We start from the raw sequence: 23,352 nt of genomic DNA, 5'->3' as shown, positions 1-23,352 counted from the left end.
TTCGTCGGTCTCAGGCGGGCGGAGCGCGGTCCTGTGCGCTCTGCCGCCATTGCTCAATCTGACCGGCTGCGTCAGGCCGACTTCTCCTTCAAATCGCCGCGCCTTGCCGCACGCCGCGTGGCCACGGCATCCGCCAGGCCCTTCAGCACCTCCGCCGTCGTTGCCCAGTCGATGCAGCCATCCGTGATGCTCTGGCCGTAGGTCAGCGGCTTGCCGGGCACGACGTCCTGGCGGCCGGCGACCAGGTTGCTCTCGATCATCACGCCGACGATCCGCTGCTCGCCACCTGAAATCTGGCGGGCAATGTCAGCCGCGACCAGCGGCTGGTTCTCCGGCTTCTTGCTCGAATTAGCGTGGCTGGTGTCGATCATCAGCCGCGTCGAGACGCCGGCGCGGCTGAGCTCGCTCGCCGCCGCATCGACGCTGGCGGCATCGTAATTCGTCGTGCGGCCGCCGCGCAGGATGACGTGGCAGTCCTCATTGCCTGAGGTGGCCGCAATCGCCGACTTGCCGCCCTTGGTCACCGCCATGAAATGATGCGGATGCGAGGCCGATTTCACCGCGTCGGCCGCGATCCGGACATTGCCGTCGGTGCCGTTCTTGAAGCCGACCGGGCAGGACAGGCCGGAGGCCAGCTCGCGATGGATCTGGCTCTCGGTGGTGCGCGCGCCGATGGCCGCCCACGACACGAGGTCCGCGATGTATTGCGGCGTGGTCATGTCGAGGAATTCGGCGCCGGCGGGCAGGCCGAGATTGTTCACCGCCGACAGCACATTGCGCGCCAGCCGCAGCCCCTTGTTGATGTCGAAGCTGCCGTCGAGGTCGGGGTCGTTGATGAGGCCCTTCCAGCCCACGGTCGTGCGCGGCTTCTCGAAATAGACCCGCATCACGATCTCGAGCTTATCAGCGAGTTCCTCGCGCAAGGTGGCGAGCTTCTCGGCATAATCGATCGCGGCGGCCGGATCGTGCACCGAGCAGGGGCCGACCACGACCAGCAACCGGTCGTCCTGTCCATGCAGGATCGCGTGGATCGCGTTGCGCGCGCCCATCACGACCCTGGTCGCGGTCAGCGTGCGCGGGATTTCGCCCATGACTTCTGCGGGCGTACTCAGCTCTTTCAGTTCCTTGATTCTGAGATCGTCAGTCGTGCTCAACACGGCGGGCTCCTGTGGTTGAAACCTGCCGGCAATAAAAAAGCCGCCAGGTCTGGCGGCTTGTTTCGGACTTGTGCTGCAATTCTTCAGATTGAGCGCGATCCTCCTGCCGCCAGCGAGCTGTCGTAGGTAAAATACCAAAAATAGCTGTTGGCGCGGGTGATCATGGGGCGGCTCTATAGCGGAGCTAATCGGCCTTGTCACCCCCTGCAAGGTCCGGCCCGACCGATTCAGCCGTTGCGTGCCGCCAGGGCCACACCGATCAGGGTGGCGCCGCCGAACATCAAATTGATGCCGACCAGCAAGCCGATCGCCCATTCCGCCGAGCCGGGGAGGCCGGCGATGATGAAAAACGCGATCACGATGTCCATGAGGCCGCCGATCAAGAGCCACGACCAGCGGTTCGACAATTCGCGGCGGTGCTCCAGCGCATACATGATGCTGGCGACGCCCTCGGCGAGGAAATAGGCGCCGACCACGATGGTCAGCGTCAGCACGGCCTGCATCGGCCGCGCCAGCAGCAGCATGCCGGCGAGCACCGCGAGCGCGGCCGAGATCAGCGACCACCAGAAGCCCGGCATGTTGCGCGCCCAATAGGTGACGATCAGGCCGCCGATGCCGCTGATCAAAAACATCCAGCCGAGGAAGATGGTGACGGCGAGGCTCGCCAGCGGCGGCACGATCATCGCGGCGATGCCGAGGACGACGAGCAGCAGGCCCTCGAACAGGAACGCCTTCCAGTGCGCCTTCGCCGCGGCGCTCATCTTGGCTTTGAGGTCGTCGAGATCGTGGGGAAGGGTCATCGCGAGATCTCCCTTTGGATGTTCAGCCTAGCCTTGGCCGGACGCCGACGAAAAGCCTTCCGATGTCGTGCGCAGCCGCTTGCGTCCGAACAGATAGACCGCAGTGGTCGCGATCAGCAGCGACAGGCCGACGGTGATCGATGTCACTCCGATCGGGACCAGGATGAACGAGGCATTGCGCTCGGGATTGATGTACCAGTGATGCAGCGACGTCAGCAGGAAGGCGACGCCGGCAAAGCCCGCACCGCCGCCGAGCAGCAGCAGCGCCCACATCCGTCGCAGCTGGCTGAGCCGCTCGCGCGCCAGTTCAGTGCGCGGCGCGTGATGCTTGCCGAGGCGGCGGACCAGGCGGATCGCAAAGCCGATCGAGGAGAAGCCGATCAGCACGCTGGCCGAGCCGAGCAGCAGCCGCGTCGTCGAGCCGAGGTCCGGATTGCGCTGCATCGTCAGCAGCGGGAAGTCGAACGCGGCATGCAGCGCGATCGGCGCAAACAGCACCAGTGCCCAGCTCGAGATCCGCGCCCAGTCGCGGTTGTGGCGGTTGGCGCCGAGCGCGGTGCCGGAGCGGGCGATCGCCAGATACGCACCGGCGATGACGCCGAGCGCGCCGTGAAACGGCACCGTCAGCACGCTGCGCAGTGCCGCCAGCGCCCGCCACATGTCCTTGTGCTGGACGAGATAGGCGAGGTTCTCGTAAGCGGCAAAGCCGAGGCCGGCGGCCGCGCCATAGACCACGGCATCCATCGGGTCGGTGGCGAAGCGTCGCCGCGCCCGCGCCGTCACGATGACGATGACCAGCACCTTGACGATCTCCTCGGGCGCGGCGACGCCGAACACCGAGCGCAGCGCCACGGTCATCCAGGGATTGCCGGGGATCGCGAGCAGGGCGTTGAATGGCGCCCGCGCAAGGCCGAGCAGCGAGATCGAGGCCGCGCCCAGCACGAAGGCCAGCCAGACCTGCATCGGCGGGCCGGGCCGCTCGTCGGCCGCGATCACCAGCCACAGGATCAGCAAGGCGGGAGCGATGGCGGCAGCGCCTATGACCGTTGGAAGCGACTCGAGCAGCAGCATCAGGGGGTATCGGACCTCAGTTCCACCTAGAAATGGCCGCAAAACGCACGCTTTGCAAGGCGATCGGGCCATGGTCCGTTCCGTTTCGCGTGGCGCCGCGCGCCGCATTTTGTCGCGGCGAGGCGTCACGACTGCGCGAGGATTAAGCTTTGCGTCAGGAAGGACGAGCCAGCTCGCCGGTGTCATCACCCGCGTCGCCGGTGTCATCACCCGCGCATGCGGGTGATCCAGTATTCCAGAGGCCGTCGCGCTTGAACCGAGAGGCCGCGGCGTACTGGGTCGCCCGGTCCTTGCGCGCAATTGCGCGCTGGCCGGGCGATGACAGCAATTGTGTGAATACAGCTTCGCGTTCTCGCGACATGATTTGCCCGAGGTTTCCATCTCGTTTCGCCCTCTCTCGAGATCGAGGGCGCAGGGAAAGCCGGGCGCTCACTTGCACCCGAGGTCTCGTGCGCAATGAGTAGAAGTTGCGCACACGAGCATACAGGTGCAGCCGAGACAGCCCGACTTCCCCTGCGCGATGGCTTTACGGCTTATACGTGCTCGCCCTGGTGAGACTCTGCGTTTGTGTCACCATCGTTAGCGACAGGCGTTAGCCTGTTCGCGTGCTTACCACCAACATCGGGGCGGCAGGCCCACACGACTTCGCCGTCCGCCTTGCGCACACACGCCTGTCGCACGCTCAGCGGCCACCGCATCTGCACCCACGTTCGTGGCGTTCGCGAGCGCCCCTCGTGACGGGTGAGATGCGTCATTGTTAGCATAATCGGAAGTTCGCGTAAATCGGAATATTTTTACTTGCGAGGCTTGACAGGTTTTTCTGATTTGCCCGTCGTGTCGAATTTGTCACACGTCCTGCAAAATCACTCCGCAGCACAAGACCTTGGAAGCTCAAGCCGGCTCCTCGTCACGGGAGGTCTTGCCGTCGAAGGGCAGTTCGATGTGGCAGGACAGGCCGTCTTTCTCGAACTTCATCTCGCAGGTGACGTCGACCATCTGGCTGAGCGCCCGCTCGATCAGTTCTCGGCCGAACCCACGCTTTTTGGGGGGCTGCGGAATCGAGACACCGGATTCGCGCCAGTCGAATGTCAGGAAAGAATGTTCGCCTTCCTTGTGTACATTCCAGCTGATGGCAAGGGTGCCGGTCGGATGCTTCAGCGCGCCGTGCTTCAGTGCGTTCGTCGCGAGCTCATGAACGGCGAGGCCGAGCGTCTGCACCAGCTGGAACGGGATCGGAGCCCGCAGCCCGCTCACCTGGACGCGATCCGGCTGCAGGGCGCCGAGCGCGTCAAGCTCGCGCCGGACCAGTTCGGCGAGATCAATGATCGACCTCTCATCCTGAGTCAGGAAGTCCTGGACCCGGCTGAGGGAGGCGAGCCGCTGTAGGAATTCATCCAGCGTGGCGCTCTTGTCGATCGTCCGCCGCGCAATTGACTGGACCACCGTGAGCAGGTTCTTGGTGCGGTGCTGCAGCTCGGCGATCAGCACCTGCTGTCGCCGTTCGGCGCGGGTCATGTTCGAGATATCGACGAAGGCGACCACGACACCGTCGTTCTTCCGGTCACCGTCGCGGTAGGGGAGCAGACGCACGAGATAGTGGGTTTGCTCATCCTCGGCGCTGACCCGCCCTTCCAGAAGGGTTTCACCCACCATGACGTTTCTGATGTCGTCGGCAAGTCCGGGGAAGCGCAGGCGGCTCGACAGGTCGGTGATGGGACGACCCCGGTCACTGGACAGGATATTGAAGATTCGGGCGACGGCGGGCGTAAAGCTGCGGATCACCAGGTGCCGGTCCAAAAAGATGGTCGCGACGTCGGTGCTTTCGAACAGATTGTTCAGATCGCTGTTGGCGCGGTCCAGCGCCTCGACCTTGCCGTTGAGCTCCGAGTTCACCGTGTGCAGTTCTTCATTGACCGATTGCAGCTCTTCCTTCGACGCTTCCAGTTCCTCGTTGTTCGACTGCATCTCCTCGTTGACGGACACCAGCTCCTCGTTTGACGACTTGAGCTCTTCCAGCGCGGTCTCGTACTCCTCGATCATCGACTGCAGACGGTCGCGGGTTTCCCGCAACTCGCGTTCGACCTGAGCCGCGGCGCCGGCATCGTTGGAGTTGGCGCGCAAAAATGCCTCTTCTCGCGAAAGAAGCGGGCCCTGGTCCTGGAATAGGACGACGTAGAGCGCTTCCTCGCCCTGGATCGGCAAAGGTTCGACCTGCAGGTTGATGATCTGCACGCCGGCTTCGCCTTCGACCGCAATGCCCTCGCGCGAAACGCTGTGGCCGGTTTCGACCGCTTCGCGAAATGCGGTGCGCAGATCCAGCCGCAGGTCGCGCCGGGCCAATGTGAGGAGTTGCCGGGTCGGCACGCCAGCCGGCGGTTCGAGATATTTGCCGGTTTTGTTGGAGTAGTAGACGACATCGCCGTCGCGGTTCGCCACCACATGGGCGGGCGAGAAGCGTTCCAGCACGTGCTCGTCGATCATTTGACGCAGCAGCAGGCCGGCCATCGGAGGGCGGCGTGGCACGAAATCCGCCAGGTGGCCGGCTCTGACGGCGGTCACCATCATCGGCAGCCGCAGGCTGGAATTGCCGTCCGTCCGCTTCCGGAACAGCCGATGCTTTTTTTCCACGGGAGCGAAGAGATCCTGAAACTGGCTGACATTCTCGGCCGATCCCAGGAACAGATAGCCGTCATTCCGTAGCGCATAGTGGAAGGTCGGAATCACCTGGCTCTGCATGTCCGGCCCGAAATAGATCAGCAAGTTGCGGCAGGATACGAGATCGATCCGCGAAAACGGCGGGTCCCTGATCACGCTGTGCGGGGAGAAGATGCAGAGGTCGCGAACGTCGCGGGACACGATGAAGCTGCCGCCGTCCTGCACGAAGAAACGCCGCTGCCGCTGCTCGGAAACGCTGTCGAGCAACGCTGCCGGATAGCGCGCCGTGCGCGCCACCGACAAGGCGCGCTCGTCGATATCGGTCGCAAAAATCTGCACGCGCGGTACCGCGGTCAGCTTTTCCATATATTCGCGCAGCAGGATGGCAATCGAGTACATTTCCTCGCCGGTCGAGCAGCCGGGAATCCAGACGCGAACGGTATCGGCGGCGCCGCGTCCCTCGAACAGCTTGGGAATGACGAGCTCGGCTAGATGGTCGAAAGCATCAGCATCGCGGAAGAAATTCGTGACGTTGATCAAGAGGTCGCGGAACAGGGCGTTGACCTCGTGTGGATCCTTCCGGAGCAGTTCAAGATAGGCATCGATCGTGTTGAGCTGGCTCACCTGCATCCGGCGGGCGACCCGTCGCGCGAATGTTCGGACCTTGTAGCCGCTGAAGTCATGCCCGATCTGGCTGCGCAGGATGGCGTAGATATGCGGCAGCGCCTCCCGCGCCGCACTGTCCTCATCGCCGTCCTGGGCGGTTTCAACGAGGCTTTCGATCAACTGATTGCCTCGTGCGAATTGAACGAGCTTCTCGCCCATCGCTTCCACCGGAATGGCAAAGTCGACAAATCCCGTCGCAATGGCGCTTTCCGGCATGTCGGGTTGACCGGGACCGTACCCGTCGGCGACCTGAGCAAAGGTCAGGCCGCCCCGCTCCTTGATGGCCTTGATGCCAAGTGCGCCGTCGCCATCGCCGCCTGATAATACCACGCCGGCGGCCTTCTCGCCCAGATCGACCGCCAGCGAGCTGAAAAGAATGTCGACGGGTTTCCGTTCTCGCTGCGCCATTTCGCGCAGGATGAGGCGCCCTTTCTCGACCGTGGCGATCACGGCCCGTGTCAGCACATAGACGTGATTAGGCTCGAGATCGATGTCGTCCTGCACGCCGATCACGGTCAGGGACGTTTGACGCTGGATGATCTCCTGCAGGAAGCTTTCTCGCTCGGCCGCCAGATGGGTCACGATCACGATCGCGAAATTCACCTCGGATGGCAGGCCACGAAAGAAACCTTCAAGGGCCTCGACGCCTCCAGCCGAAGCGCCGACGCCAGCGATAGGGAAGCTTTGCTGATCCATTTGCCCGCCCGTGCTTTGTCTGTGCTGCTTCGCACATCTGATAATTCCTCTCAAGACAGGCTGAATGGGATAAGGATAGACGCGGTGGATTCGTTCCCGCCGGATAGGAACAAGCCCATTACAACTGAGATTGTCCGTGGTTGGAGACATGGATGCTGCATCAGTTGACCATCAGCAGCAGGACATCCGAGGAGCTACGGCAACTCGCCCGCGAGCGGCGGCAACTCGCCCTCGATAGGTCTGGTTCGCTCAGGTCGCTGTTAATCAAGGAAGCCAAGCTTCTGGAGTTCAATGCGGACCTGCGGTCCTGGCTGGAGGCGCGACCGGCCAAGGCCGGGCTCACGGAGCGGCGACGTCTTGCCGAACCGTCGCTGGACATCGCACCCTTCCTGTCAAAATTGGCGTCCCGGACCGCCTTGTCATTTGCAGATCAGCAGGCGCTGCTGTCGGCGGCATCATCCGCCCTCGAGGTCGAGAAGGGGGACCATGTGACCGCAGAGGGAGGTGTCCTTTCCGCGCTGTTTCTGGTCTGCTCGGGAATGTTGCAGGCCGTCCGGACGCTTCCCGAAGGAGACCAGCAGGTGGTCGCGGTCTATCTGCCCGGTGAAATGGTCAATCCGGCGGAACTGGTGCTGGAGCGCGCGCGAACGTCGGTCCAGGCGCTGACGGCTGCGGTCGTTCTGCCGATTCCGCTGGCAGCGTTGCGCAAGCTGATCGCGGATCGTCCGGCGATCGCGACCGCGATCTGGCGCGAGACATCGATTCAGGCTGCGATCCAGCTGGAGTGGCTGGTCGCGGTCGGCCGCCGGTCCGCGCGAGGCCGGCTGGCGCATTTGCTCTGCGAACTGTCGCATCGCCTGCAGGTCTCGGCGGACGGAAGCGGTTATGATTTCCCCCTGACACAGCAGGAGCTCGGCGATGTCCTTGCGCTTTCCACCGTCCACGTGAACCGGATGCTGCAGACGCTTCGTAGCCAGGGCCTGATCGAGCTCAGCCGGAGCACCCTGCACATCAAGGACCGCCACGCGCTCTATGAGCTGGCGGATTTCGATCCCGGATATCTCGGAGGGACGGATTGATGCCTCACTTCTTCTTCCACTACACGTCCGAAGGGCAGCGTTACGAGGACACGATCGGGTCGGACTTCTCCTCGCTGGAAGCGGCCTACATCGACACCTGCCGCGCCGCGCTGGAAATGTCGGTCGAGAAGCTGAAGATACGAAAGGACCCCAAGGCGGACGCATTCGAGATCGCCGGCGCGGACGGCACGCCGTTGATGGACGTGCCGTTCGGCGAAGTGCTGGTGGTGGGACGTCCGTCGTTCCGGGCCCCGAAGCGTCGGATCGATCAAGCCATCCAGGACGCCGAGCGGAAAGTCCAGCGCAGCCGCGTGCTTCGCGCCGAACTGCAGGCGAATTGCGCGAGGGTGCGCGCAACGCTCGAGTCGATTCAGCGCACGCTAGGGCGATAAACGTGATTACCGACCGAGAATAATGATTCCGCAGGATAGATGAGCGGAGCCATACTCCTCACGTTTGTGCGCGTGTTCTTATCCGCGACGAAGCGTTATGCGAAATCATGCCGCAATCGCCGTGAGGAACGATGCCCGGCCTGTCCGGTTGATGCAGCCCATGTTCGAAGGAGGACCGCCATGGACTGGAATCGTGTCGAAGGAAACTGGAAGCAGGTGAAGGGCAAGATCAAGGAGCAGTGGGGCAAGCTGACCGATGACGATCTCGATATCATCGACGGCAAGCAGGACCAGCTCGAAGGCCGACTGCAGCAGCGCTATGGCTACGCCAAGGATCAGGCCACCAAGGAAGTGAACGATTGGTACGGTCGGCAGAAATGGTAGTAGCGCCGGACCATTTTCGCTCTCACGAAGGCCCCGCTTTGGCGGGGTTTTCTATTGGCGCGTGAGCCAGCGCTTTAGATTTGTTCGTAACTCGTGAGGCGCCGCATCAGCCGTTCGAGCCCGACCCCGATCGCGAGCCCGCAAACGACATCGCACCCAATGCGCCGGCAAGACGATGCTGGTCGCGACAAGCGCTGCGCCTGCGGGCCAGATCAGGTTGCGTAAAGGGGCAGGCAAGCGCGATGCGGCCGAGGCGGGGGCGCTGACATGGATGGCGTGACCGGATGGAAAGGCGTCCATCTTGTTGCCTGACCGCGGCACGCCGTGGAGATGTCCGCGGATGGTCAACCGGTCGGGGCGTTCCTGATCGAAGATCGTTTTGAGGATGTGCGGGAGCAACGCACTCGCCAATGTCGTTGCCAACACATGATCGCTGGCAAACGCTGGGCCGTAGGCTTGTTGCGGCACCACAGCCACCAGCCGATCGCAAGCGCGTTCAGGAGATGCTCGTCGGCGCCCAGGTGAGACAGCCAGCAGCTTTCTCGGTCGGCAGATTGGTGTTCTGCGCAATGAGGCCGGCAAGTCTGACGTCGGCGCGGGTCGGTCGTATGGTCACGCTCATCGGGCTGCCAACGTCGGCAGCCACGCACGGTTCCTTTCGCGCCTACTTCACCGCATCAGCAGCCGCCGGCACGCCTCCACGAACACCTCCGCGCCGGTGACGATGTCGGCATCGTCGGTGTTCTCGGTCCAGTGATGGCTGATGCCGCCGATCGAGGGGACGAACAGCATCCCTGCGGGCATGATGGTGGCGAGGATCTGGGCGTCGTGGCCGGCGCCGCTCGGCATCCGCAGCGATTTGCCGCCGGCGAGATCGGCGCTGGCCGCCTCGATCGCGTCCTGGAAGCTGGCGTCCATATGGGCGGGCAGGCCGTTCCGGATGCGCTCGACGGCTGCGCTGCAGCGGCCCTGCGCGGTGACGCTGCGGGCCATCTCGTGCAGATGCGCTTCCAGCCGATCGATCACGCGCGGGTCCGCGTCGCGAATCTGGAACAGCATTTCGGCGCCGCCGGGGATGATGCTGGGCGCGCCGGGATCGAGCGTGATGCGGCCGGTGGTCCACACCGTGCGCGGGCCGCAGAGGCCCGGAAAACTCTCGTCGATCGCGACGCAGAACCGCGCCAGCGCGAGCCCGGCATCCTTGCGGATCGCCATCCGCGTGGTGCCGGCGTGATTCTGCTCGCCGGTGAAGGTGATGCGGAATTGCCAGATGCCGACGATCGAGGTGACGACGCCGATCTTCAGCGCGCCGCTTTCCAGCGTCTCGCCCTGTTCGATATGGGCCTCGAGATAGCCGATGTGGCGGCCGGGCTCGGCGTGGGTGCGCGCCCGGCCGGCAAAACCCATCTCGGTCAGCGCCTCGCGCATGGTGCGCGGATTGTTGCGGTCGCGGGCGGCGTCGATATCGGCCTCGGACACCGCGCCGACATAGGAGCGGCTGCCGAGGAAATGGCCGAAATGGGCTTCCTCGTCGCACCACGCCGCGAGCTCGACCGCGCCGTTCACATCTGTGTCGAGATTAAGGACGCGCGCGGCCTCCAGCGCATAGACCACGCCGAGCGGGCCGTCGAGCCAGCCGGCATGGTTCTGGCTTTCCAGATGCGAGCCGGCGAGCAGCTTTGGGCCGGCCTTGGCGCTCGTCGTCAGCACATTGCCGATGCCGTCGATCGCGCCGGTCAACCCTGCCGCGGGGAGCTGGGCCACCAGCCATTCCAGCGAGGCCTTGTGGGCGGCCGAGAAGGTCGGCTTGTGCACGCCGGTCTTGTAGGCGCCGATGGCGCGCAGCGCGTTGAGGTCGGCGAGGACGCGCGCGCCGTTGGCGCGAGGGGCAGGGGCAGAGGCAGGCATCAAGCGAATCCCGGTCAGGTCTGGTTGGTCGGTCTCAATCCCGTCGTCTTTGGCTGCGACCGTCGGAGATCAAGGAATTGTTAGCTCTTCTGGTCTTAGGTCTAAGACAGGAAGAGTGCCAGAGTGGGATGATCATGTCTGTTGTTCGCAATTGGGCCGGCAAGGCCGCCATCCTGCTGTTGCCGCTCGGGCTCGGCGCCTGCGCGCAAACCGGCATGATGGGCAGCCAGGCTTCGCTCGGCAGCGGTCCCTACGCCTGGGACGGCGCCGGACCGAACCCCAATGCGCCTCAATCGTCGCGGCGCAGTCGGGCCGTGGCGCAGTCCTCCAGCAACAATCAGGCGATGGCGGCCGATACCGATGCCTGGCTGGCGCGGAAGCTCGTGATCTGCAGCACCTGCGTCAAGCCGCAAAAGCCGCAGGACACGGCGACGGCGGAGCGGTCGGATACGGCGCGCGTCGCGGCCAACCGGTAATCGCCCCAAGTCACGCGGCCTAGTTCTCGCCGCAGGGTCAGCGATTCCTGAGCGTGCGGGAAAAGGCCCATCTCAGTCCAAGCCGCAATGCCAGAACCGAAACCGCGACGACGCCGATCGCGGCGAGCGCAACATTGAATACCAGATCCATGATCTCACACCCTGGAGCTTGCTCGAGCTAAGGCGCGATGAGATTGGGTCGAATCATCATCGCGCTTTAGTTCTTTGTTTGAGCATGATCTCCGCGCAAACGCCTTCGGCGTTTGTCGCGAGGGAAAACCGCTTCACACTTTTCCGGATCATGCTCTAGGCCGACTTGCGCTGCTTCAGTTCACCAAGCGCGCGTCGCGCAACGATTTCCAGGCCGCCCAGTGTGACGTTGCCCTTCCTTGCGGCCTGCGCCAACTTGATGGCGATGAATTTACGGCTCTCGTGGTCACCGCCGTGGCGGGATAGCCCCCTGCAAACGTCCTCGAGAATGACGTCCATGTTGGCGATCGTGCGATCATCGAGCTTGATCATGGCCACGCCTCCCGCGTGATCTCCGCGCAAACGCCTTCGGTGTTTGTCGCGAGGGAAGACCGCCTCACACTTTGCGCTAACGCGGCCCTTCGGGTCCGGAACATGCTTCAGGTCGGTGGTTTGGCGCCCGGGGATGAGGCCCATTCGTCCAGGTGCTGGGCCATGTCGGCCCGACGCGCCTTTTCCAGTTCACTGTCTCGTTCGGGACCAGGCGGCAGGCGTAGCGCCTTTTCGCGCGCCTCGGCGGCAAAATTGGCCAGGCGTTTCTGCAAGCTCTCGGTGTGATTGAAGCGACGTCGGCTCATCTGCCGCAACTCCTTCGAATGGCGGGAGCGCGACCGGCGTTCTCATCACCGGTAGATGCCACTTGACCGGGCGGTGACGGGGCAATGATGGTCCATCGAGGCCGATTTGAATGTCCAAAAGTGAACACAACGACCAAAAGATTCCGCGGCTTTCGCTGCACGGCATCTCCATCGCAAGTGGCCAGTGCGACGATTCGATGCTGCCGAAACCTTGTCCTGACATCGGCGTTCTTCACGAATGGGGCCTGCGAGGATCGGGCAAATGAGAGTAAACCCGGATGAGTTTGTTGAGCTTAGATTCCATGGATTGATGAAATTGCGATGCGCGGTCGCGCGCGCGATGGTGTTGCCGCCTTGCGAGCGCAGCAAAGCGACCATTGTCCGGGAGGGTAAACCTTCGGTTCTTCGTTTCACGGCGATAAGGGATCTGTCCAAAGCATTCGGGCGTGCGCCGGGCTTGTCGACGTCGCATTCCTCATCTCGATCGCAATCTTCTGCGGCGCAGACCTGATCGATGCGCGGCTGACCGGCGCGACCTACGACGCGCGCACCCGCTTTCCGCGCAAGTTCAGGCCGGCGCGGGCAGGGATGGTGTTGCGGGTGGCGAAGCGCGATCGGTGTTAGCGGAGTCGCTGCGCCTCGTCGAGGAACGCGATGACGTCCTCGCGCGACACTGAGTGGAAGCCTGGGGAGGTCACTACCTACCGAGCACCAACACGATCGTCGCCAGGATAATTACCAACCCTATTGCTGGGACGACGATCCTGGTGACTTCGCGATTCATGTGCACGAAAGTTACGGCAAGACACGTTCTGCCCAACAGCTATACGAAGGGATGCTCGAAGCAGGGCTGGTTGAGGACAAACATTGTCCCGCGCAGAACTAGACTAGCCCGCTTCCAGATAGTCCAAGAGCGTTTCGACGGGGACCCGTGTGCCGTGGAAAACGGTGGACCCGCTCGTCACGTCGGGGCTGCGCGAGATGACCGGCTGTTTCAAGGGAGCGAGCCTACACCAGCCGGAATGGCGCTCCCTAGCGGAATCGAACCGCTCTCTCCACCGTGAAAGGGTGGCGTCCTAACCGATAGACGAAGGGAGCAAAACCCCCGGCAAATCAATACGTTAGGTGTGAGATTTGCCGGACTGGCCGCTGCCGGCGAACGGCTGGCGACGGGCGAACGTATAGTGGCGATTGGGCGGGGGGGCAAGCACCCAAAGCGGTCCTTCTGTTGATGCGCGATCCCCCGGAGAATCCCGGGATCCGGACAATGCGGAGGGGTTTCGCAACCCTTTGGTAAGCCTCAGGCGATACGGCTGGCATCTTGGGAATGGAGTGAGATGGCTTTCGGCACCACCAAGAAACGCGATGCGCGCAAATCGCTGCGCCAGTCCGGCTGGATCACGCTCGATGGCGGCTTTGCCGCGCGGGCCTGTGTGGTCGAGGACATCTCCTCGTCAGGCGCGAAGATCATCGTCGACGACAACAACACGCTGCCGGCCAAGCTGAAGCTGGCGTTCTCGCGCGATGCCCGCACCGGGCGGAACTGCGAAGTGGTCTGGCGCCGCGGCCGGACGTTTGGCGTGAAGTTCGTCCGGTAGCTTCGCGACGCTTCGCGCGCTAAGAGTCGCGTATGCGAAAATCCATCATCGTCATCGTCGCTCTCCTTCCCGCCGTTGCGTTTGCGCAGCAGGGCACGCCCAAGAAGACCGATACCTCGCCGACGATCGACAAGACCTTGCCGCTGAAGGGCACGGCGCGCAGCAATTCCTGCGCGGAGTTCGGCCCTGGCTTCGTCAAGGTCGAGGGCACGGGGACGTGCATGAAGGTCGGCGGCGGCATCAGCGTCGACGCCGGCGCCCGGCGCTGAGGAGTTTGGTCAGGACATCGGCGGCGCGACGAAGCGCAGGAATCCCGGACGCTGGCCGAGCTCGGCGAACCAGCGATCGAGATTCGGCAGCGCCGGTTTCCTGACTCCCTCGACGCCGAGCCAGCGCCGCGCAAAACAGCCGATCGCGATGTCGGCGATGGTGAACGGATCGCCCTCGATGAAGCGGCGGCTCTTAAGCCGCGCATCGACGATTCCCCACACCACGGCTTCCGCATCGACGTCATTCTGGATCTGCACCATGTCGCGCTTCTCGACCGGTGTGCGCACCAGCGCCCAGAACACCGGGCGATCGACCGGCTGCAAGGTCGACAGCGTCCAGTCGAGCCAGCGGTCGACGCCGGCGCGGGCCTGCGGTGCGGCCGGATAGATCGGCGATCCCTGACCATAGGCCATGCAGAGATAGCGCATCACCGAATTGGATTCCCACAGCACGTAGTCGCCATCGACCAATGTCGGAATCCGTCCGTTGGGATTCATCGCGAGATAATCCGCCTGGTCGTTCTTGCCGAACTGCATGCCGGCATCGATCCGGTCGTAGTCGATGCCGAGTTCGGCCAGGCACCACAGCACTTTCTGCACGTTGACCGAATTGGCCCGGCCCCAGATCGTCAGTTTCTTGCTATCCGTCACGCGTTCGTCTCCCGCTTTTGTTGCCGGAGTTCTAGCTGACATTTGCGGGGGAGGCGCGGGCGGAATTGCACGGAGATCAAGAAAATCGAAGCCAAAAAGAAAAATCGAAGCCAAAAGAAATGAGGCCCCGCATCATGGCAGGGCCCCGAGCACGTCAGGCATGTGCTTGCGTGCGTTATGCGTCGAATGAACTTTAGTGGCCGAAGAACAACCACAGCAGGATGATCACCGGGATCGGCACACCCAACAGCCAAAGCAAAATTCCTCTTCCCATCGTTGCCTCCTCGCTCTCATTTGCGTGGACAACGCGGCGCGTCGCGCGCCGTTCCGATGTTCGAAAACGGCGCGCGACATGACTTCAGCATCGAAAATGTATGGAACGACTACCAGTGGCCGGTGTTCTGCATCGAGGTCCACGGCTCGGCCGGCGGCTTCGGATCGCCCTTCTGCAGGATCTCGATCGAGTGCAGATCGGGCGAGCGAACGAACGCCATGTTGCCGTCGCGAGGCGGGCGGTTGATGGTGATGCCGAGCTTCATCAGCCTGTCGCAGGTCGCGTAGATGTCGTCGACCTCGTAGGCGAGGTGGCCGAAATGGCGGTCCTCGCCGTATTTCTCCTCGTCCCAATTGTAGGTCAGCTCGACCAGCGGCGCACCGCGGGTCTGCGGCTGGTTCTTCAGCGCCTCGACGTCATCGGGCGCGCACAGGAACACCAGCGTGAAGCGGCCCTTGTCATTGTCGATGCGGCGCACCTCCTTCAGCCCCAGCGCATCCCGGTAAAACTTCATCGCGACGTCGAGGTTGCGGACGCGCAGCATGGTGTGGAGAAAACGCATGGTGGTGGGCTCCCTGATGTTTTGTGGGATGGTTCTGGTTGGGTGGTTCGGCGCCTCTCATAGCAGTAAACCAGGGCAAGCGGCAGGGTGTCGCGCAGCTTGCGCAAGGCGCGGACAGTCACGATCTTGCACTTCTGACGATCCGCACAGTGGGCCTGGTTCGCCGCGATGTCGTTCGTCGCGGGCTTCGGCGCAATCGCGCTTCTAAATGCGGTCAGGGACCTCGCGGCGCGAGGTGAGGTGGCCCGCGAAATGAAAAACCCCGGGCCTGAGAAGCGCGGGGTTCTTCGAAGCCGACGCGCGAGCGCCGGCGCCACTGTGTACGGACCTTCAACGCGTGACGCGAGAATTCGTTCCGCCGCGCCACTTGCAGATGATCGTCTCGCTGGGCGCAAGGGGGCCGGCGGTTAACGCAACGTAAAAATCCCGCTTGACCGTCCGCCGGCGTGATGGTGCACTGCGCATATTGCGGTGCGGTGCCATGAACGAGATTGTCGACAGAGTCTTGAGTTCGGCAAACCCTTCCCTGGGGCCTGAGGCCCGTGAGAAGGTCGCCAATTACATTGGCTTGCTGGCATCGACCGGGAAGAGCCGCCGCCAGCTCGAGCGCTTCGGCAGGGCCTATCTGCAGGAAATCCTGAAGCCGGATCCGCGCTATACGGGCTGCTAAGGTCGCACCTTCATCGAACGCGCAAAGACCCACGCGGCCGCAATTGGCGGGTGGGGTTGTCTTGGAACCGGACGTTTGCCGGGTCAGGCGTTACGCCGTCTTGTCGAGCAGGGCCTGATGGCGGTCGAGCAGCGCCTCGCGTTCGGCCTGGGCCTGGGCTGCGGCGATGTTCTGCACATCGTCGTGAATCTGGTGCGACGGCGCTCTTGCCGTCTGGTCGACCACAAGCTGCACCTTCGCCTGGGTCACCGCGGCAGGGACGGGATAGATGACCATTTGAAACCTCCTGACACAAATTCTCAGGTCCGCATTTACGGAATCTAAAGAGGTTCGGTTAACGGCGGGCGCGGCGGTTGTTTTTCCGGGATGGACTTGGGCAGCCGAGCGAAGGCAGCGGCGAACAAGCGCGCGGCAGGTCAAGCGGTGCGGCCGGCCTCAGACCTTGATGTCGAGGATGGTCTCGACTTTCTCGCGTTCGGCCCGGTTCTTGGCGGCGAAGACGTCCAGCACGGCGGCGTTGACGATGCGCGGCTGCTCTTTCGCCAACTGGTCGATCACCAGCTGCACTCTGGCTTGCGTCACGGTGGCAGGCACGGGATAGATGAGCATTCTGGCTCTCCCTCGCTGACCGCCGAACGCTGCCAGCCGAAGTTTAACGCTTTGTAAACGAGGGCCGCGGCAGGCGGCCGCATGAAGAAGCCGATGAAGAACGGGCTCTATTCGATCCACATCACCATGGGCGACGGCGTGAAGGGCCGCGATAGCGGTGTGCTGATCCTGCGCGACGGCGTGCTGCTCGGCGGCGGGCCGTATTTCTGGTCGAGCGGCGCCTATACGGTCGGCGAGGGGACCTGGAAGGGGCATCTGGTTACCAACCAGCATTCGCCCTTCGCCGATCCCTTCGCCCGGCCGCTGTTTGCCGGGCAGGAGGTCGCCAGCGGGTTTTCGGGAACCTTTGCCGGCGATACCGCCGATGTGTTCGGCACCGTGCTTGTCGGCACCCGCAGCCTGAGCTTCCGCGCCACGCTGAAATGGTTGGCGAAGGCCTGATCGCCCGGCCTGTGGATTTGTGCGCAGCAACGACTGGAAATGTTTTGCAAAAGCGGTCTGCCGCGCCTGTGGATATGCTGCGCACAAGCGGTGAATGAAGCTGCGGGAAGTCGTCTTTGGGGGCAGGCATGATCCGGTCGGAAAAACCGCTTCACACTTTGCGCTAACGCGGCCCTTCGGGTCCGGATCATGCCGTAACCCTAGCAAGTTAGGTTAAGGGCAACATTGCGTTGCACTGACCTGTGGTTGCGCTAGGCATGACGGCCATGGTTCCGTCGTTTCACAACGCTGACAGGCCGACCCACCGGCGCGTGATGGTGGTGGGTCTGCTGTTCTGTCTGGCGTTCGTGGTGGTGAGTGTCTGGCTGCGGCCGCAACCGGAGGAGGGCCGGCCCGCACTGGTCAAGGCCGATCGCCTGACGCGCACGGCCGGGACGCCGCAAAAAACGAATTAGCGCGTCCGAATGAGCGCGTCAGTGCGCCGTTACTCCTGGCCCGATCCGGGCAGCTTCTCGCTCGAACGCCGATGATACGTCGCGATGGCGATGAAGCCGCCATAGCCGATCACGTTGAGCAGCAGTTCCATCCATGCTGGCATGATGCCAACCCCAATTTCCGGCAACATCCTAACCTGCAAGTTGTTAACTTGTTCCGGCAGTAACCGATGGTAGACCTCGTGCGATCGCATGGCTAATGAATTCGGGTTCATGGTGATGAACCGACGTTGCGCCACCGACATCGCGCTGATGGATTGCCGCAAATGAAAACCCCGCCGATATCCTGACGACATCAGCGGAGTCTTTCATGCTTTCACCTCTCGCAAGGTGCTGCACTTCACCTTCTGCAACGCTGCTGTGCGCCGATCGTTCCACGCGCGCGCCGATTTTCTTTGCGCGCGAGTTCCCGCAACCATCGCGGACGGCCTGCGTTGACGCTCCGAACTTGGAAGAAGGAGGTGCGTCATGATGAAAAAGACATTGGCTGTTTTGGCGACGGTTGCGACCGTCGGTGCGACTGTGATCAGCGCGCCGGCCGAGGCGCGTGGTCGCGGCGTTGGCCCGGGTCTGGCATTCGGTCTGGCCGCGGGCGCTCTCACCGCCGGCGCGATCGCCGCGAATGGCGGCTATTATGGCTACGGCCCCGGCTACTACTATGGTCCGCGTTACGCCTACGGACCGGGCCCCTACGCCTATTACGACCGGCCGTATTATCGCCGGCACCACTACTACTATAACGGTTGGTAGCGCGCGCGACGCGTGACGACGAAGAGCCCGGAGCTGATCGCTCCGGGTTTTTTGTCGTCTCGGCTTTGTTGCCTCGGCTGTTGGTTATCTCGCGCTGCGCGCCGCTTGCGGCGAGGTCCGCGCGAACCCGCCCCAGGCATTGCCGAGCGTCGTCGCGTAATAGTCCTGCCGCTCGCGCTGGAATTTCTCCTGCGTCGCCTTGAAGCTCGCGACCCGCGCGGCGATCTCTTCGCGCTCGCGCGCGCGGCGGTTGTCCTGTTCGGTCATGGCCCATCCCATTTGTCTGTCCCGCCGCGCATAGGCATCGGCGAATGGGGCGCGAATTTGGAGCAGGGGGTGCAGCAATGTGATCAAGCGATGGCAGTGGATAACGCGCGCACCGACGCAAGAGGTTGCGAAGGCGGCCTGATTTCGCGCAGCCGTTGATCTCGCACGCGGGGGCGCCGTGCTATAGTCGGCCTAACCAACCGGATCATTCCCCGTGATTGCAAAAGATTTGCGCAGCGGCGTCGAGCAGCTCGGCAACCTGATTGCCGAGTCGTCGTCGATCGTTCCCTTCACCGGCGCCGGCATCTCGACCGAGTGCGGCATCCCCGATTTCCGCTCGCCGGGCGGGATCTGGACCAAGAACCGGCCGATCCCGTTCGACGAGTTCGTCGCGAGCCAGGACGCGCGCGATGAAGCCTGGCGCCGCCGCTTTGCGATGCAGCCGACATTCGCGGCCGCAAAGCCCGGCCGTGGGCATCGCGCGTTGGCCGCGCTGTACCGCGCCGGCAAGGTTCCTGCGATCATCACCCAGAACATCGACAATCTGCATCAGGCGTCGGGATTCAAGGCCGATGACGTCGTCGAGTTGCACGGCAATACCACCTACGCCCGCTGCATCGGCTGCGGCCGCGCCTACGAGCTCGACTGGGTGAAGCAGCGCTTCGAGACCGACGGCGCCGCGCCCGATTGCATTGATTGCGGCGATCCCATCAAGACCGCGACGGTCTCGTTCGGGCAGGCGATGCCGGAGGACGAGATGCGCCGCGCCACGGAACTGGCGCAGCATTGCGACCTGTTCCTGGCGATCGGCTCCTCGCTCGTGGTGTGGCCCGCGGCCGGGTTTCCGCTGATGGCCAAGAATTGCGGCGCGAAACTCGTGATCATCAACCGCGATCCAACGGAGCAGGACGACGTCGCCGATCTCGTACTCCGCTTCGACATCGGCGAGACGCTTGGACCTTTCGTAGGCAACTGACGATTGATTCGTCGGCCCCGCAAGCCTGTTCATAGTTCCGCCGGGATTCGTTTTTTTGGCTATGCGCCGCAAGCGGGAGTGTTATCTTTTGATTCGAGAGATTCGCGCGGCGCGGTCGTGAGTTGATCATGAATGGCAGCGTGTTCGGGGTTCGTCGCAGAATGGACGAGCCGCAATTGATGTGTGGGGTCCGGGGTCATGGGGTCGGACGGATTTGAGTCCAAGAAGCTCGGCGGACCGTCGGCGGGCGGCGCAGGGCAGAACAGACTTGGACAGGGACTTGGACCAGGTGACTATGCAAGCGGGTCACGCGACCCGGCGCTGGATGCCTTCTCCGGTCTCGGCGACACCGCCGCCAATCTCGTCGAAATCTCCGGCACCATCAAATGGTTCGACGCCTCGAAGGGCTACGGCTTCATCGTTCCCGACAATGGCTGGCCCGATGTGCTTCTGCACGTCACCGTGCTGAGGCGTGACGGCTTTCAGACCGCCTATGAAGGCGCGCGGCTGGTGGTCGAATGCGTGCAGCGCGCCAAGGGCTATCAGGCCTTCCGCATCGTCTCGATGGACGAGTCGACCGCGATCCACCCGGCGCAGATGCTGCCGCCGAGAACCCATGTCACGGTCACAGCGACCAGCGGGCTGGAGCGGGCGCAGGTCAAGTGGTTCAACCGTCTCCGCGGCTTCGGCTTCCTGACCTGCGGCGAGGGCACGCCCGACATCTTCGTGCACATGGAGACGCTGCGGCGCTTCGGCATGACCGAGCTCCGTCCCGGCCAGTATGTGCTGGTGCGGTTCGGGCCCGGCTCCAAGGGCATGATGGCGGCCGAGATCCATCCCGAGACCGGCCCGTCGGCGCTGTCGTCGCACTGAGCGCGTTCTGCCCCTGTCGGCCTGACGCAAACGTGAGCCTCATGGCCCACGTCTAGGCTATGGCATTTCCCGCAATCATCGGGTTAGGGTCCCGCCGGAAATTTCTTCGGCGTGAGTGTCATCCATGATTTTCGTTTCGGTTGTTGAGCGGCTTCGCCCGGTCCTGCTGGCGTCGCTCGCTTTGATGTTCGCCGTGCTCGCAGCGCCCGTGGCGCAGGCGGCGAGTTTTCAGCCGCTCGAGATCGTCACCAAGTCCGGCGTCCATGTCTTCTCGGTCGAGATGGCGACCACGGAGCAGGAGAAGGAGACCGGCCTGATGTACCGCAAGGAGCTCGCGGACGGCAAAGGCATGCTGTTCGACTTCTCGCCGGAGCAGGAGGTATCGATGTGGATGAAGAACACCTATGTCTCGCTCGACATGATCTTCATCGGCGCCGACGGCCGCATCCTGCGCATCGCCGAAAGCACCGAGCCGCTGTCGACCAAGATCATCCCGTCGCGCGGCCTCGCCAAGGGCGTGCTCGAGGTGGTCGCCGGCACCGCGCAGAAATACGGCATCCAGCCCGGCGACCGCGTCGCACACCCGCTGTTCAAGGGGCGGTGAGCCCCCATGATCGGCGCCTTGCTGGCGCCCCCTGAAGCGTGTATCGACAACGCTTCTCGGAAAGTTCGGGGTATAGCGCAGCCTGGTAGCGCGGCAGTTTTGGGTACTGCAGGTCGTTGGTTCGAATCCAGCTGCCCCGACCAAAATATTAGTATAGTCAGTAGTTTAGCGTGTGACTTGTCGAGGCCTTTGATCCCTCAATTACCTCTGCGCTGGTTGTTGGACTGAACGATTTGCTGTGTGAAATGGGTTTGCAGCGCGGCGTAGTATGTTGGACTGCTGGGGTCACCAGGGCCGAACGTGAGCGTTAGGTCGTGGGTGCGAGTCCGTCCCGCCGAGAGGAAGGGCGATCCGCCCGAATTGGCGGATAGGCTAACCAGTTTCCACGATGGCGTGACGTTGCCGCTCGATACCACGACGAACTTGATGTCGTAGGACAGCACGTCGAGCTTGAGTCCGTCTGATTTCACCGGCGCAGACGAATGAAGTTCGGCCTGCGCTTTCACTGCCTTGAGAAGATACGGACCTATTCCGAGATCTGACATCAGCAGCGAACTACCACTGACCTCAAGGGCGTCACACCATTTGTTCTTTGCAGGCCCAGCTATCTTGCCAACATTGTAAAACGAATAAGAAGTGTCGGTGCGTGTTGCGGTAGAGGACAGGTTGCCACCGAGTCCCAAAGTGCCATCACGAATCGCCTGGTTAAGGACAAGGCCCGCGCTCAAAGCGCTATTCTCCTCGACCGTGAGTGTGATCTGCATCTGCACTCCGTAGGAGTCGGGAATGCTCGGCCCGTCATTGATCCGGAGGTTTTTGTTGACGAACTTAATTGCATGAACGAGTTCGCAGAAGATGTGCTTCTTGATATCTACCGCCATGTTGCCAGTGAGGTCGGGCCCCTCCCAGACCTCCTGCTGCTGCGGAACGTAGGTGCCGCAGCCGCCTAACGTCGGCAGGAGACATGAGGCGAGCACGAAGGCACGCCAGCGGCATAGCTGGCTACTGTGGAACACGGACGGCACCCCGGCTAATGTTCAGCTTGTCGAGTACCTGCGGAATGTCCGATTTGTTCAATTCCTTGATGGTAACGCTGGAGCCACTGATTTGGGCTGAACCGATGCCGCTCAACTCGTTGACGATTGCGGAAGCCGCTTTGGGGTCGAGACGTTTGAATGTCATCGAATAGGCTGCGCCGGCTCTGCCGATGAAGAGGTCGGGGCAACTCCAGTGACAGGGAGGAGACTCGGTGAAATCGCAGACTTTGATCTTGTGGCAAGCGGCTGAAGCGGTCGATGACCAAATCAGAGTGCCGGCTGCGATCGCCAAAACGGCCGTAGCCCTTCTCATTCAGCTCTCCTAAAATTGACACGTTAGGAAAAACTGCTTGATGCTAATCCGCGCGTTCGAACGAAATCAACCCAAAGTAGATTTGTGGCACCGACACACGATAAAATTCGCGATGGAGTCGCAATTCGGCAACATCTGTTTGACTTCAGCCGTCGATCCTAGGACCTCGCGTGTGCGATTGGTGAATAGAGAGTTGCAGGCGGGAATCGATCCGCGGGCCACGCTGCAAGCAGTCGAATAGGGGGGCAGCGCTCGGTGGCTCCACAAATGGAAAACCCCGCTCACGGGGGCGGGGTTTTCGACCGGCAGCAATGGGATCTAAGGGCGTGCGCCGCCGGGGACTAACCTGGAGATAGGGTGGAATTCCACAAAGCAACAGCGCCGCCTAACGGAGTATGTTCGTCAGGCGGCGCCGCGCTAATTACTGGGCCCTTAAATCCCCAGTGATCATAAGTCTCCACAATAGCGAAAAGGTTCAAAAATAGTTTTCGAGATTTTTCAAATGGTTAGAGAAAAAGCCAGGAAAATCTGGAACTTTTTATCGGGTCGCGACGATGCGGAGCTTCGGCCTTACCGTCTCCTGCAATTCGTCCCGGAGCCGCCGCACCCGGGGATCGCCTGACTGGTCGGCGCAGCGGGCATATTGCCGGACCGACCGGGCCAGCGCACGCCGCTCGGCGTCGGTCCGGGTCACGGCGGGGTCGGAGAGCCGCAGCACCATGGCCCCGAGGTTCACCAGCACCTCGTCGAGCGCCCGGTCGATCCTGGCCAGCCTGTCCATCATCCGCACTCCCTCTGCGGGCCAATGAGCACCGGCGGGGAGGCGTTCCTGCGGATGGGCCAACAGGGTTAG

The 23,352-nt window shown here is 62.8% G+C and carries 32 protein-coding genes and 2 tRNA genes; 14 read left to right on the top strand and 20 right to left on the bottom strand.

Annotation, left to right across the window (positions count from 1 at the left end; genetic code table 11):
* Positions 1 to 71 precede the first annotated feature (71 nt).
* The 4 genes from JQ604_RS16820 to JQ604_RS16805 form a co-directional block, all read right to left on the bottom strand.
* Positions 72 to 1,157 carry a 3-deoxy-7-phosphoheptulonate synthase gene (locus JQ604_RS16820; protein WP_212358521.1) on the bottom strand — a complete coding sequence of 362 codons (1,086 nt, stop codon included), beginning with the start codon at positions 1,155 to 1,157 and terminating at the stop codon, positions 72 to 74.
* Positions 1,158 to 1,384: 227 nt separating this feature from the next.
* The gene (locus tag JQ604_RS16815) at positions 1,385 to 1,957 is read right to left on the bottom strand and encodes an HdeD family acid-resistance protein (RefSeq protein WP_212358520.1); all 573 of its coding nucleotides are present in this window, start codon (positions 1,955 to 1,957) and stop codon (positions 1,385 to 1,387) included.
* Positions 1,958 to 1,984: 27 nt separating this feature from the next.
* Entirely contained in the window at positions 1,985 to 3,028 is a 1,044-nt protein-coding gene (locus tag JQ604_RS16810; protein ID WP_212358519.1) for a PrsW family glutamic-type intramembrane protease, read from the bottom strand.
* Between the two features lie 891 nt (positions 3,029 to 3,919).
* Positions 3,920 to 7,045: a CheR family methyltransferase gene (locus JQ604_RS16805; RefSeq protein ID WP_212358518.1), complete on the bottom strand. Its 3,126-nt coding sequence runs from the start codon at positions 7,043 to 7,045 to the stop codon at positions 3,920 to 3,922.
* 152 nt (positions 7,046 to 7,197) lie between these two features.
* Here JQ604_RS16805 and JQ604_RS16800 point away from each other — a divergent pair, with 152 nt between their 5' ends.
* The 3 genes from JQ604_RS16800 (at position 7,198) to JQ604_RS16790 (ending at position 8,900) form a co-directional block, all read left to right on the top strand.
* Complete coding sequence (locus tag JQ604_RS16800; protein WP_212358517.1) at positions 7,198 to 8,124, top strand: Crp/Fnr family transcriptional regulator; 927 nt, start codon at positions 7,198 to 7,200, stop codon at positions 8,122 to 8,124.
* Positions 8,124 to 8,516: a DUF6894 family protein gene (locus JQ604_RS16795; RefSeq protein ID WP_212358516.1), complete on the top strand. Its 393-nt coding sequence runs from the start codon at positions 8,124 to 8,126 to the stop codon at positions 8,514 to 8,516. The genes JQ604_RS16800 and JQ604_RS16795 overlap by 1 nt, the downstream gene beginning before the upstream one ends.
* A gap of 180 nt (positions 8,517 to 8,696) precedes the next feature.
* Positions 8,697 to 8,900 (top strand): CsbD family protein, encoded by a 204-nt coding sequence (locus JQ604_RS16790; RefSeq protein WP_212358515.1) that lies wholly within the window; start codon positions 8,697 to 8,699, stop codon positions 8,898 to 8,900.
* 51 nt (positions 8,901 to 8,951) lie between these two features.
* Here the strand turns inward: JQ604_RS16790 and JQ604_RS41550 are convergent, their stop codons facing one another.
* From JQ604_RS41550 to JQ604_RS16780, 3 genes are all read right to left on the bottom strand, one after another.
* Positions 8,952 to 9,326: a phosphatase PAP2 family protein gene (locus JQ604_RS41550; RefSeq protein WP_349631111.1), complete on the bottom strand. Its 375-nt coding sequence runs from the start codon at positions 9,324 to 9,326 to the stop codon at positions 8,952 to 8,954.
* A gap of 70 nt (positions 9,327 to 9,396) precedes the next feature.
* Positions 9,397 to 9,546 (bottom strand): hypothetical protein, encoded by a 150-nt coding sequence (locus JQ604_RS41545; protein WP_249158305.1) that lies wholly within the window; start codon positions 9,544 to 9,546, stop codon positions 9,397 to 9,399.
* A 23-nt stretch (positions 9,547 to 9,569) separates the two neighbouring features.
* Positions 9,570 to 10,808 (bottom strand): Zn-dependent hydrolase, encoded by a 1,239-nt coding sequence (locus tag JQ604_RS16780; protein WP_212358514.1) that lies wholly within the window; start codon positions 10,806 to 10,808, stop codon positions 9,570 to 9,572.
* A gap of 134 nt (positions 10,809 to 10,942) precedes the next feature.
* Between JQ604_RS16780 and JQ604_RS16775 the strand changes: the two genes are divergently transcribed.
* Entirely contained in the window at positions 10,943 to 11,284 is a 342-nt protein-coding gene (locus JQ604_RS16775; protein ID WP_212358513.1) for a hypothetical protein, read from the top strand.
* Positions 11,285 to 11,590: 306 nt separating this feature from the next.
* On the opposite strand, the gene JQ604_RS16770 is transcribed toward JQ604_RS16775, so the two are convergent.
* The 4 genes from JQ604_RS16770 to JQ604_RS16755 all read right to left on the bottom strand — a co-directional run bounded on the left by JQ604_RS16770 (position 11,591) and on the right by JQ604_RS16755 (position 13,209).
* On the bottom strand, positions 11,591 to 11,806 hold the full coding sequence (locus tag JQ604_RS16770; RefSeq protein ID WP_212358512.1) for a hypothetical protein: 216 nt from the start codon (positions 11,804 to 11,806) through the stop codon (positions 11,591 to 11,593).
* Between the two features lie 107 nt (positions 11,807 to 11,913).
* Positions 11,914 to 12,111, bottom strand: coding sequence for a hypothetical protein (locus tag JQ604_RS16765; RefSeq protein WP_212358511.1), 198 nt, complete (start codon positions 12,109 to 12,111; stop codon positions 11,914 to 11,916).
* Positions 12,112 to 12,998: 887 nt separating this feature from the next.
* Positions 12,999 to 13,109: a DUF433 domain-containing protein gene (locus tag JQ604_RS42150; protein ID WP_212358510.1), complete on the bottom strand. Its 111-nt coding sequence runs from the start codon at positions 13,107 to 13,109 to the stop codon at positions 12,999 to 13,001.
* 25 nt (positions 13,110 to 13,134) lie between these two features.
* Positions 13,135 to 13,209, bottom strand: a tRNA-Glu gene (locus JQ604_RS16755).
* 239 nt (positions 13,210 to 13,448) lie between these two features.
* Between JQ604_RS16755 and JQ604_RS16750 the strand changes: the two genes are divergently transcribed.
* Both JQ604_RS16750 and JQ604_RS16745 read left to right on the top strand, forming a co-directional pair.
* On the top strand, positions 13,449 to 13,709 hold the full coding sequence (locus JQ604_RS16750) for a PilZ domain-containing protein (protein WP_212358509.1): 261 nt from the start codon (positions 13,449 to 13,451) through the stop codon (positions 13,707 to 13,709).
* Positions 13,710 to 13,741: 32 nt separating this feature from the next.
* On the top strand, positions 13,742 to 13,978 hold the full coding sequence (locus JQ604_RS16745; RefSeq protein ID WP_212358508.1) for a hypothetical protein: 237 nt from the start codon (positions 13,742 to 13,744) through the stop codon (positions 13,976 to 13,978).
* 9 nt (positions 13,979 to 13,987) lie between these two features.
* On the opposite strand, the gene JQ604_RS16740 is transcribed toward JQ604_RS16745, so the two are convergent.
* Both JQ604_RS16740 and JQ604_RS16735 read right to left on the bottom strand, forming a co-directional pair.
* A complete protein-coding gene (locus JQ604_RS16740) occupies positions 13,988 to 14,671 on the bottom strand; it encodes a glutathione S-transferase family protein (RefSeq protein ID WP_212358507.1) in 684 nt (227 codons plus the stop codon).
* A 341-nt stretch (positions 14,672 to 15,012) separates the two neighbouring features.
* Positions 15,013 to 15,465, bottom strand: coding sequence for a VOC family protein (locus JQ604_RS16735; protein WP_212358506.1), 453 nt, complete (start codon positions 15,463 to 15,465; stop codon positions 15,013 to 15,015).
* 481 nt (positions 15,466 to 15,946) lie between these two features.
* Here JQ604_RS16735 and JQ604_RS16730 point away from each other — a divergent pair, with 481 nt between their 5' ends.
* Positions 15,947 to 16,135 (top strand): hypothetical protein, encoded by a 189-nt coding sequence (locus JQ604_RS16730; RefSeq protein WP_212358505.1) that lies wholly within the window; start codon positions 15,947 to 15,949, stop codon positions 16,133 to 16,135.
* A 90-nt stretch (positions 16,136 to 16,225) separates the two neighbouring features.
* Here JQ604_RS16730 and JQ604_RS16725 read toward each other — a convergent pair whose 3' ends face one another.
* Entirely contained in the window at positions 16,226 to 16,411 is a 186-nt protein-coding gene (locus JQ604_RS16725; RefSeq protein WP_212358504.1) for a hypothetical protein, read from the bottom strand.
* Positions 16,412 to 16,570: 159 nt separating this feature from the next.
* A complete protein-coding gene (locus tag JQ604_RS16720) occupies positions 16,571 to 16,744 on the bottom strand; it encodes a hypothetical protein (protein WP_212358503.1) in 174 nt (57 codons plus the stop codon).
* A gap of 93 nt (positions 16,745 to 16,837) precedes the next feature.
* Between JQ604_RS16720 and JQ604_RS16715 the strand changes: the two genes are divergently transcribed.
* Positions 16,838 to 17,185, top strand: a complete 348-nt coding sequence (locus tag JQ604_RS16715; RefSeq protein WP_212358659.1) for a GrlR family regulatory protein — start codon at positions 16,838 to 16,840, stop codon at positions 17,183 to 17,185.
* 257 nt (positions 17,186 to 17,442) lie between these two features.
* Positions 17,443 to 17,640 carry a hypothetical protein gene (locus JQ604_RS16710; RefSeq protein WP_212358502.1) on the top strand — a complete coding sequence of 66 codons (198 nt, stop codon included), beginning with the start codon at positions 17,443 to 17,445 and terminating at the stop codon, positions 17,638 to 17,640.
* A gap of 29 nt (positions 17,641 to 17,669) precedes the next feature.
* Here the strand turns inward: JQ604_RS16710 and JQ604_RS16705 are convergent, their stop codons facing one another.
* Positions 17,670 to 17,975 (bottom strand): hypothetical protein, encoded by a 306-nt coding sequence (locus JQ604_RS16705; RefSeq protein WP_212358667.1) that lies wholly within the window; start codon positions 17,973 to 17,975, stop codon positions 17,670 to 17,672.
* A gap of 175 nt (positions 17,976 to 18,150) precedes the next feature.
* Between JQ604_RS16705 and JQ604_RS16700 the strand changes: the two genes are divergently transcribed.
* Positions 18,151 to 18,429 (top strand): hypothetical protein, encoded by a 279-nt coding sequence (locus JQ604_RS16700; protein ID WP_212358657.1) that lies wholly within the window; start codon positions 18,151 to 18,153, stop codon positions 18,427 to 18,429.
* A gap of 84 nt (positions 18,430 to 18,513) precedes the next feature.
* Here JQ604_RS16700 and JQ604_RS16695 read toward each other — a convergent pair whose 3' ends face one another.
* Positions 18,514 to 18,696 (bottom strand): hypothetical protein, encoded by a 183-nt coding sequence (locus tag JQ604_RS16695; RefSeq protein ID WP_212358501.1) that lies wholly within the window; start codon positions 18,694 to 18,696, stop codon positions 18,514 to 18,516.
* Between the two features lie 214 nt (positions 18,697 to 18,910).
* Here JQ604_RS16695 and JQ604_RS16690 point away from each other — a divergent pair, with 214 nt between their 5' ends.
* From JQ604_RS16690 to JQ604_RS16675, 4 genes are all read left to right on the top strand, one after another.
* Positions 18,911 to 19,672 carry an SIR2 family NAD-dependent protein deacylase gene (locus tag JQ604_RS16690; protein WP_212358500.1) on the top strand — a complete coding sequence of 254 codons (762 nt, stop codon included), beginning with the start codon at positions 18,911 to 18,913 and terminating at the stop codon, positions 19,670 to 19,672.
* 198 nt (positions 19,673 to 19,870) lie between these two features.
* Entirely contained in the window at positions 19,871 to 20,545 is a 675-nt protein-coding gene (locus JQ604_RS16685; protein WP_212358499.1) for a cold-shock protein, read from the top strand.
* A 184-nt stretch (positions 20,546 to 20,729) separates the two neighbouring features.
* Complete coding sequence (locus JQ604_RS16680; RefSeq protein WP_249158309.1) at positions 20,730 to 21,149, top strand: DUF192 domain-containing protein; 420 nt, start codon at positions 20,730 to 20,732, stop codon at positions 21,147 to 21,149.
* Positions 21,150 to 21,215: 66 nt separating this feature from the next.
* Positions 21,216 to 21,292, top strand: a tRNA-Pro gene (locus JQ604_RS16675).
* 54 nt (positions 21,293 to 21,346) lie between these two features.
* Here JQ604_RS16675 and JQ604_RS16670 read toward each other — a convergent pair.
* The 3 genes from JQ604_RS16670 to JQ604_RS16660 all read right to left on the bottom strand — a co-directional run bounded on the left by JQ604_RS16670 (position 21,347) and on the right by JQ604_RS16660 (position 23,280).
* Positions 21,347 to 22,165, bottom strand: coding sequence for a hypothetical protein (locus tag JQ604_RS16670; protein WP_212358497.1), 819 nt, complete (start codon positions 22,163 to 22,165; stop codon positions 21,347 to 21,349).
* The gene (locus JQ604_RS16665; protein ID WP_212358496.1) at positions 22,152 to 22,499 is read right to left on the bottom strand and encodes a hypothetical protein; all 348 of its coding nucleotides are present in this window, start codon (positions 22,497 to 22,499) and stop codon (positions 22,152 to 22,154) included. Before JQ604_RS16665 ends, JQ604_RS16670 begins: the two co-directional genes overlap by 14 nt.
* A gap of 538 nt (positions 22,500 to 23,037) precedes the next feature.
* Positions 23,038 to 23,280 carry a hypothetical protein gene (locus JQ604_RS16660; RefSeq protein WP_212358495.1) on the bottom strand — a complete coding sequence of 81 codons (243 nt, stop codon included), beginning with the start codon at positions 23,278 to 23,280 and terminating at the stop codon, positions 23,038 to 23,040.
* Positions 23,281 to 23,352: the final 72 nt, after the last annotated feature.

Origin of the sequence: Bradyrhizobium jicamae (assembly GCF_018130695.1) — a bacterium.
GTDB classification, from domain to species: Bacteria; Pseudomonadota; Alphaproteobacteria; order Rhizobiales; family Xanthobacteraceae; genus Bradyrhizobium; species Bradyrhizobium jicamae_B.
Note: the sequence above shows the minus strand (reverse complement) of the source record. Positions and strands in the feature narration are given on the sequence as shown.

What these genes read in the sequence shown, in the direction of transcription:
- JQ604_RS16815 (WP_212358520.1), bottom strand. Translation starts at nt 1,957, where the DNA reads ATGACCCTTCCCCACGATCTCGACGACCTCAAAGCCAAGATGAGCGCC.
- JQ604_RS16810 (WP_212358519.1), bottom strand. Translation starts at nt 3,028, where the DNA reads ATGCTGCTGCTCGAGTCGCTTCCAACGGTCATAGGCGCTGCCGCCATC.
- JQ604_RS16805 (WP_212358518.1), bottom strand. Translation starts at nt 7,045, where the DNA reads ATGGATCAGCAAAGCTTCCCTATCGCTGGCGTCGGCGCTTCGGCTGGA.
- JQ604_RS16800 (WP_212358517.1), top strand. Translation starts at nt 7,198, where the DNA reads ATGCTGCATCAGTTGACCATCAGCAGCAGGACATCCGAGGAGCTACGG.
- JQ604_RS16795 (WP_212358516.1), top strand. Translation starts at nt 8,124, where the DNA reads ATGCCTCACTTCTTCTTCCACTACACGTCCGAAGGGCAGCGTTACGAG.
- JQ604_RS16790 (WP_212358515.1), top strand. Translation starts at nt 8,697, where the DNA reads ATGGACTGGAATCGTGTCGAAGGAAACTGGAAGCAGGTGAAGGGCAAG.
- JQ604_RS16780 (WP_212358514.1), bottom strand. Translation starts at nt 10,808, where the DNA reads ATGCCTGCCTCTGCCCCTGCCCCTCGCGCCAACGGCGCGCGCGTCCTC.
- JQ604_RS16775 (WP_212358513.1), top strand. Translation starts at nt 10,943, where the DNA reads ATGTCTGTTGTTCGCAATTGGGCCGGCAAGGCCGCCATCCTGCTGTTG.
- JQ604_RS16770 (WP_212358512.1), bottom strand. Translation starts at nt 11,806, where the DNA reads ATGATCAAGCTCGATGATCGCACGATCGCCAACATGGACGTCATTCTC.
- JQ604_RS16765 (WP_212358511.1), bottom strand. Translation starts at nt 12,111, where the DNA reads ATGAGCCGACGTCGCTTCAATCACACCGAGAGCTTGCAGAAACGCCTG.
- JQ604_RS16750 (WP_212358509.1), top strand. Translation starts at nt 13,449, where the DNA reads ATGGCTTTCGGCACCACCAAGAAACGCGATGCGCGCAAATCGCTGCGC.
- JQ604_RS16745 (WP_212358508.1), top strand. Translation starts at nt 13,742, where the DNA reads ATGCGAAAATCCATCATCGTCATCGTCGCTCTCCTTCCCGCCGTTGCG.
- JQ604_RS16740 (WP_212358507.1), bottom strand. Translation starts at nt 14,671, where the DNA reads ATGTCAGCTAGAACTCCGGCAACAAAAGCGGGAGACGAACGCGTGACG.
- JQ604_RS16735 (WP_212358506.1), bottom strand. Translation starts at nt 15,465, where the DNA reads ATGCGTTTTCTCCACACCATGCTGCGCGTCCGCAACCTCGACGTCGCG.
- JQ604_RS16730 (WP_212358505.1), top strand. Translation starts at nt 15,947, where the DNA reads ATGAACGAGATTGTCGACAGAGTCTTGAGTTCGGCAAACCCTTCCCTG.
- JQ604_RS16725 (WP_212358504.1), bottom strand. Translation starts at nt 16,411, where the DNA reads ATGGTCATCTATCCCGTCCCTGCCGCGGTGACCCAGGCGAAGGTGCAG.
- JQ604_RS16720 (WP_212358503.1), bottom strand. Translation starts at nt 16,744, where the DNA reads ATGCTCATCTATCCCGTGCCTGCCACCGTGACGCAAGCCAGAGTGCAG.
- JQ604_RS16715 (WP_212358659.1), top strand. Translation starts at nt 16,838, where the DNA reads ATGAAGAACGGGCTCTATTCGATCCACATCACCATGGGCGACGGCGTG.
- JQ604_RS16710 (WP_212358502.1), top strand. Translation starts at nt 17,443, where the DNA reads ATGACGGCCATGGTTCCGTCGTTTCACAACGCTGACAGGCCGACCCAC.
- JQ604_RS16705 (WP_212358667.1), bottom strand. Translation starts at nt 17,975, where the DNA reads ATGTCGTCAGGATATCGGCGGGGTTTTCATTTGCGGCAATCCATCAGC.
- JQ604_RS16700 (WP_212358657.1), top strand. Translation starts at nt 18,151, where the DNA reads ATGAAAAAGACATTGGCTGTTTTGGCGACGGTTGCGACCGTCGGTGCG.
- JQ604_RS16695 (WP_212358501.1), bottom strand. Translation starts at nt 18,696, where the DNA reads ATGACCGAACAGGACAACCGCCGCGCGCGCGAGCGCGAAGAGATCGCC.
- JQ604_RS16685 (WP_212358499.1), top strand. Translation starts at nt 19,871, where the DNA reads ATGGGGTCGGACGGATTTGAGTCCAAGAAGCTCGGCGGACCGTCGGCG.
- JQ604_RS16680 (WP_249158309.1), top strand. Translation starts at nt 20,730, where the DNA reads ATGTTCGCCGTGCTCGCAGCGCCCGTGGCGCAGGCGGCGAGTTTTCAG.
- JQ604_RS16665 (WP_212358496.1), bottom strand. Translation starts at nt 22,499, where the DNA reads ATGAGAAGGGCTACGGCCGTTTTGGCGATCGCAGCCGGCACTCTGATT.
- JQ604_RS16660 (WP_212358495.1), bottom strand. Translation starts at nt 23,280, where the DNA reads ATGGACAGGCTGGCCAGGATCGACCGGGCGCTCGACGAGGTGCTGGTG.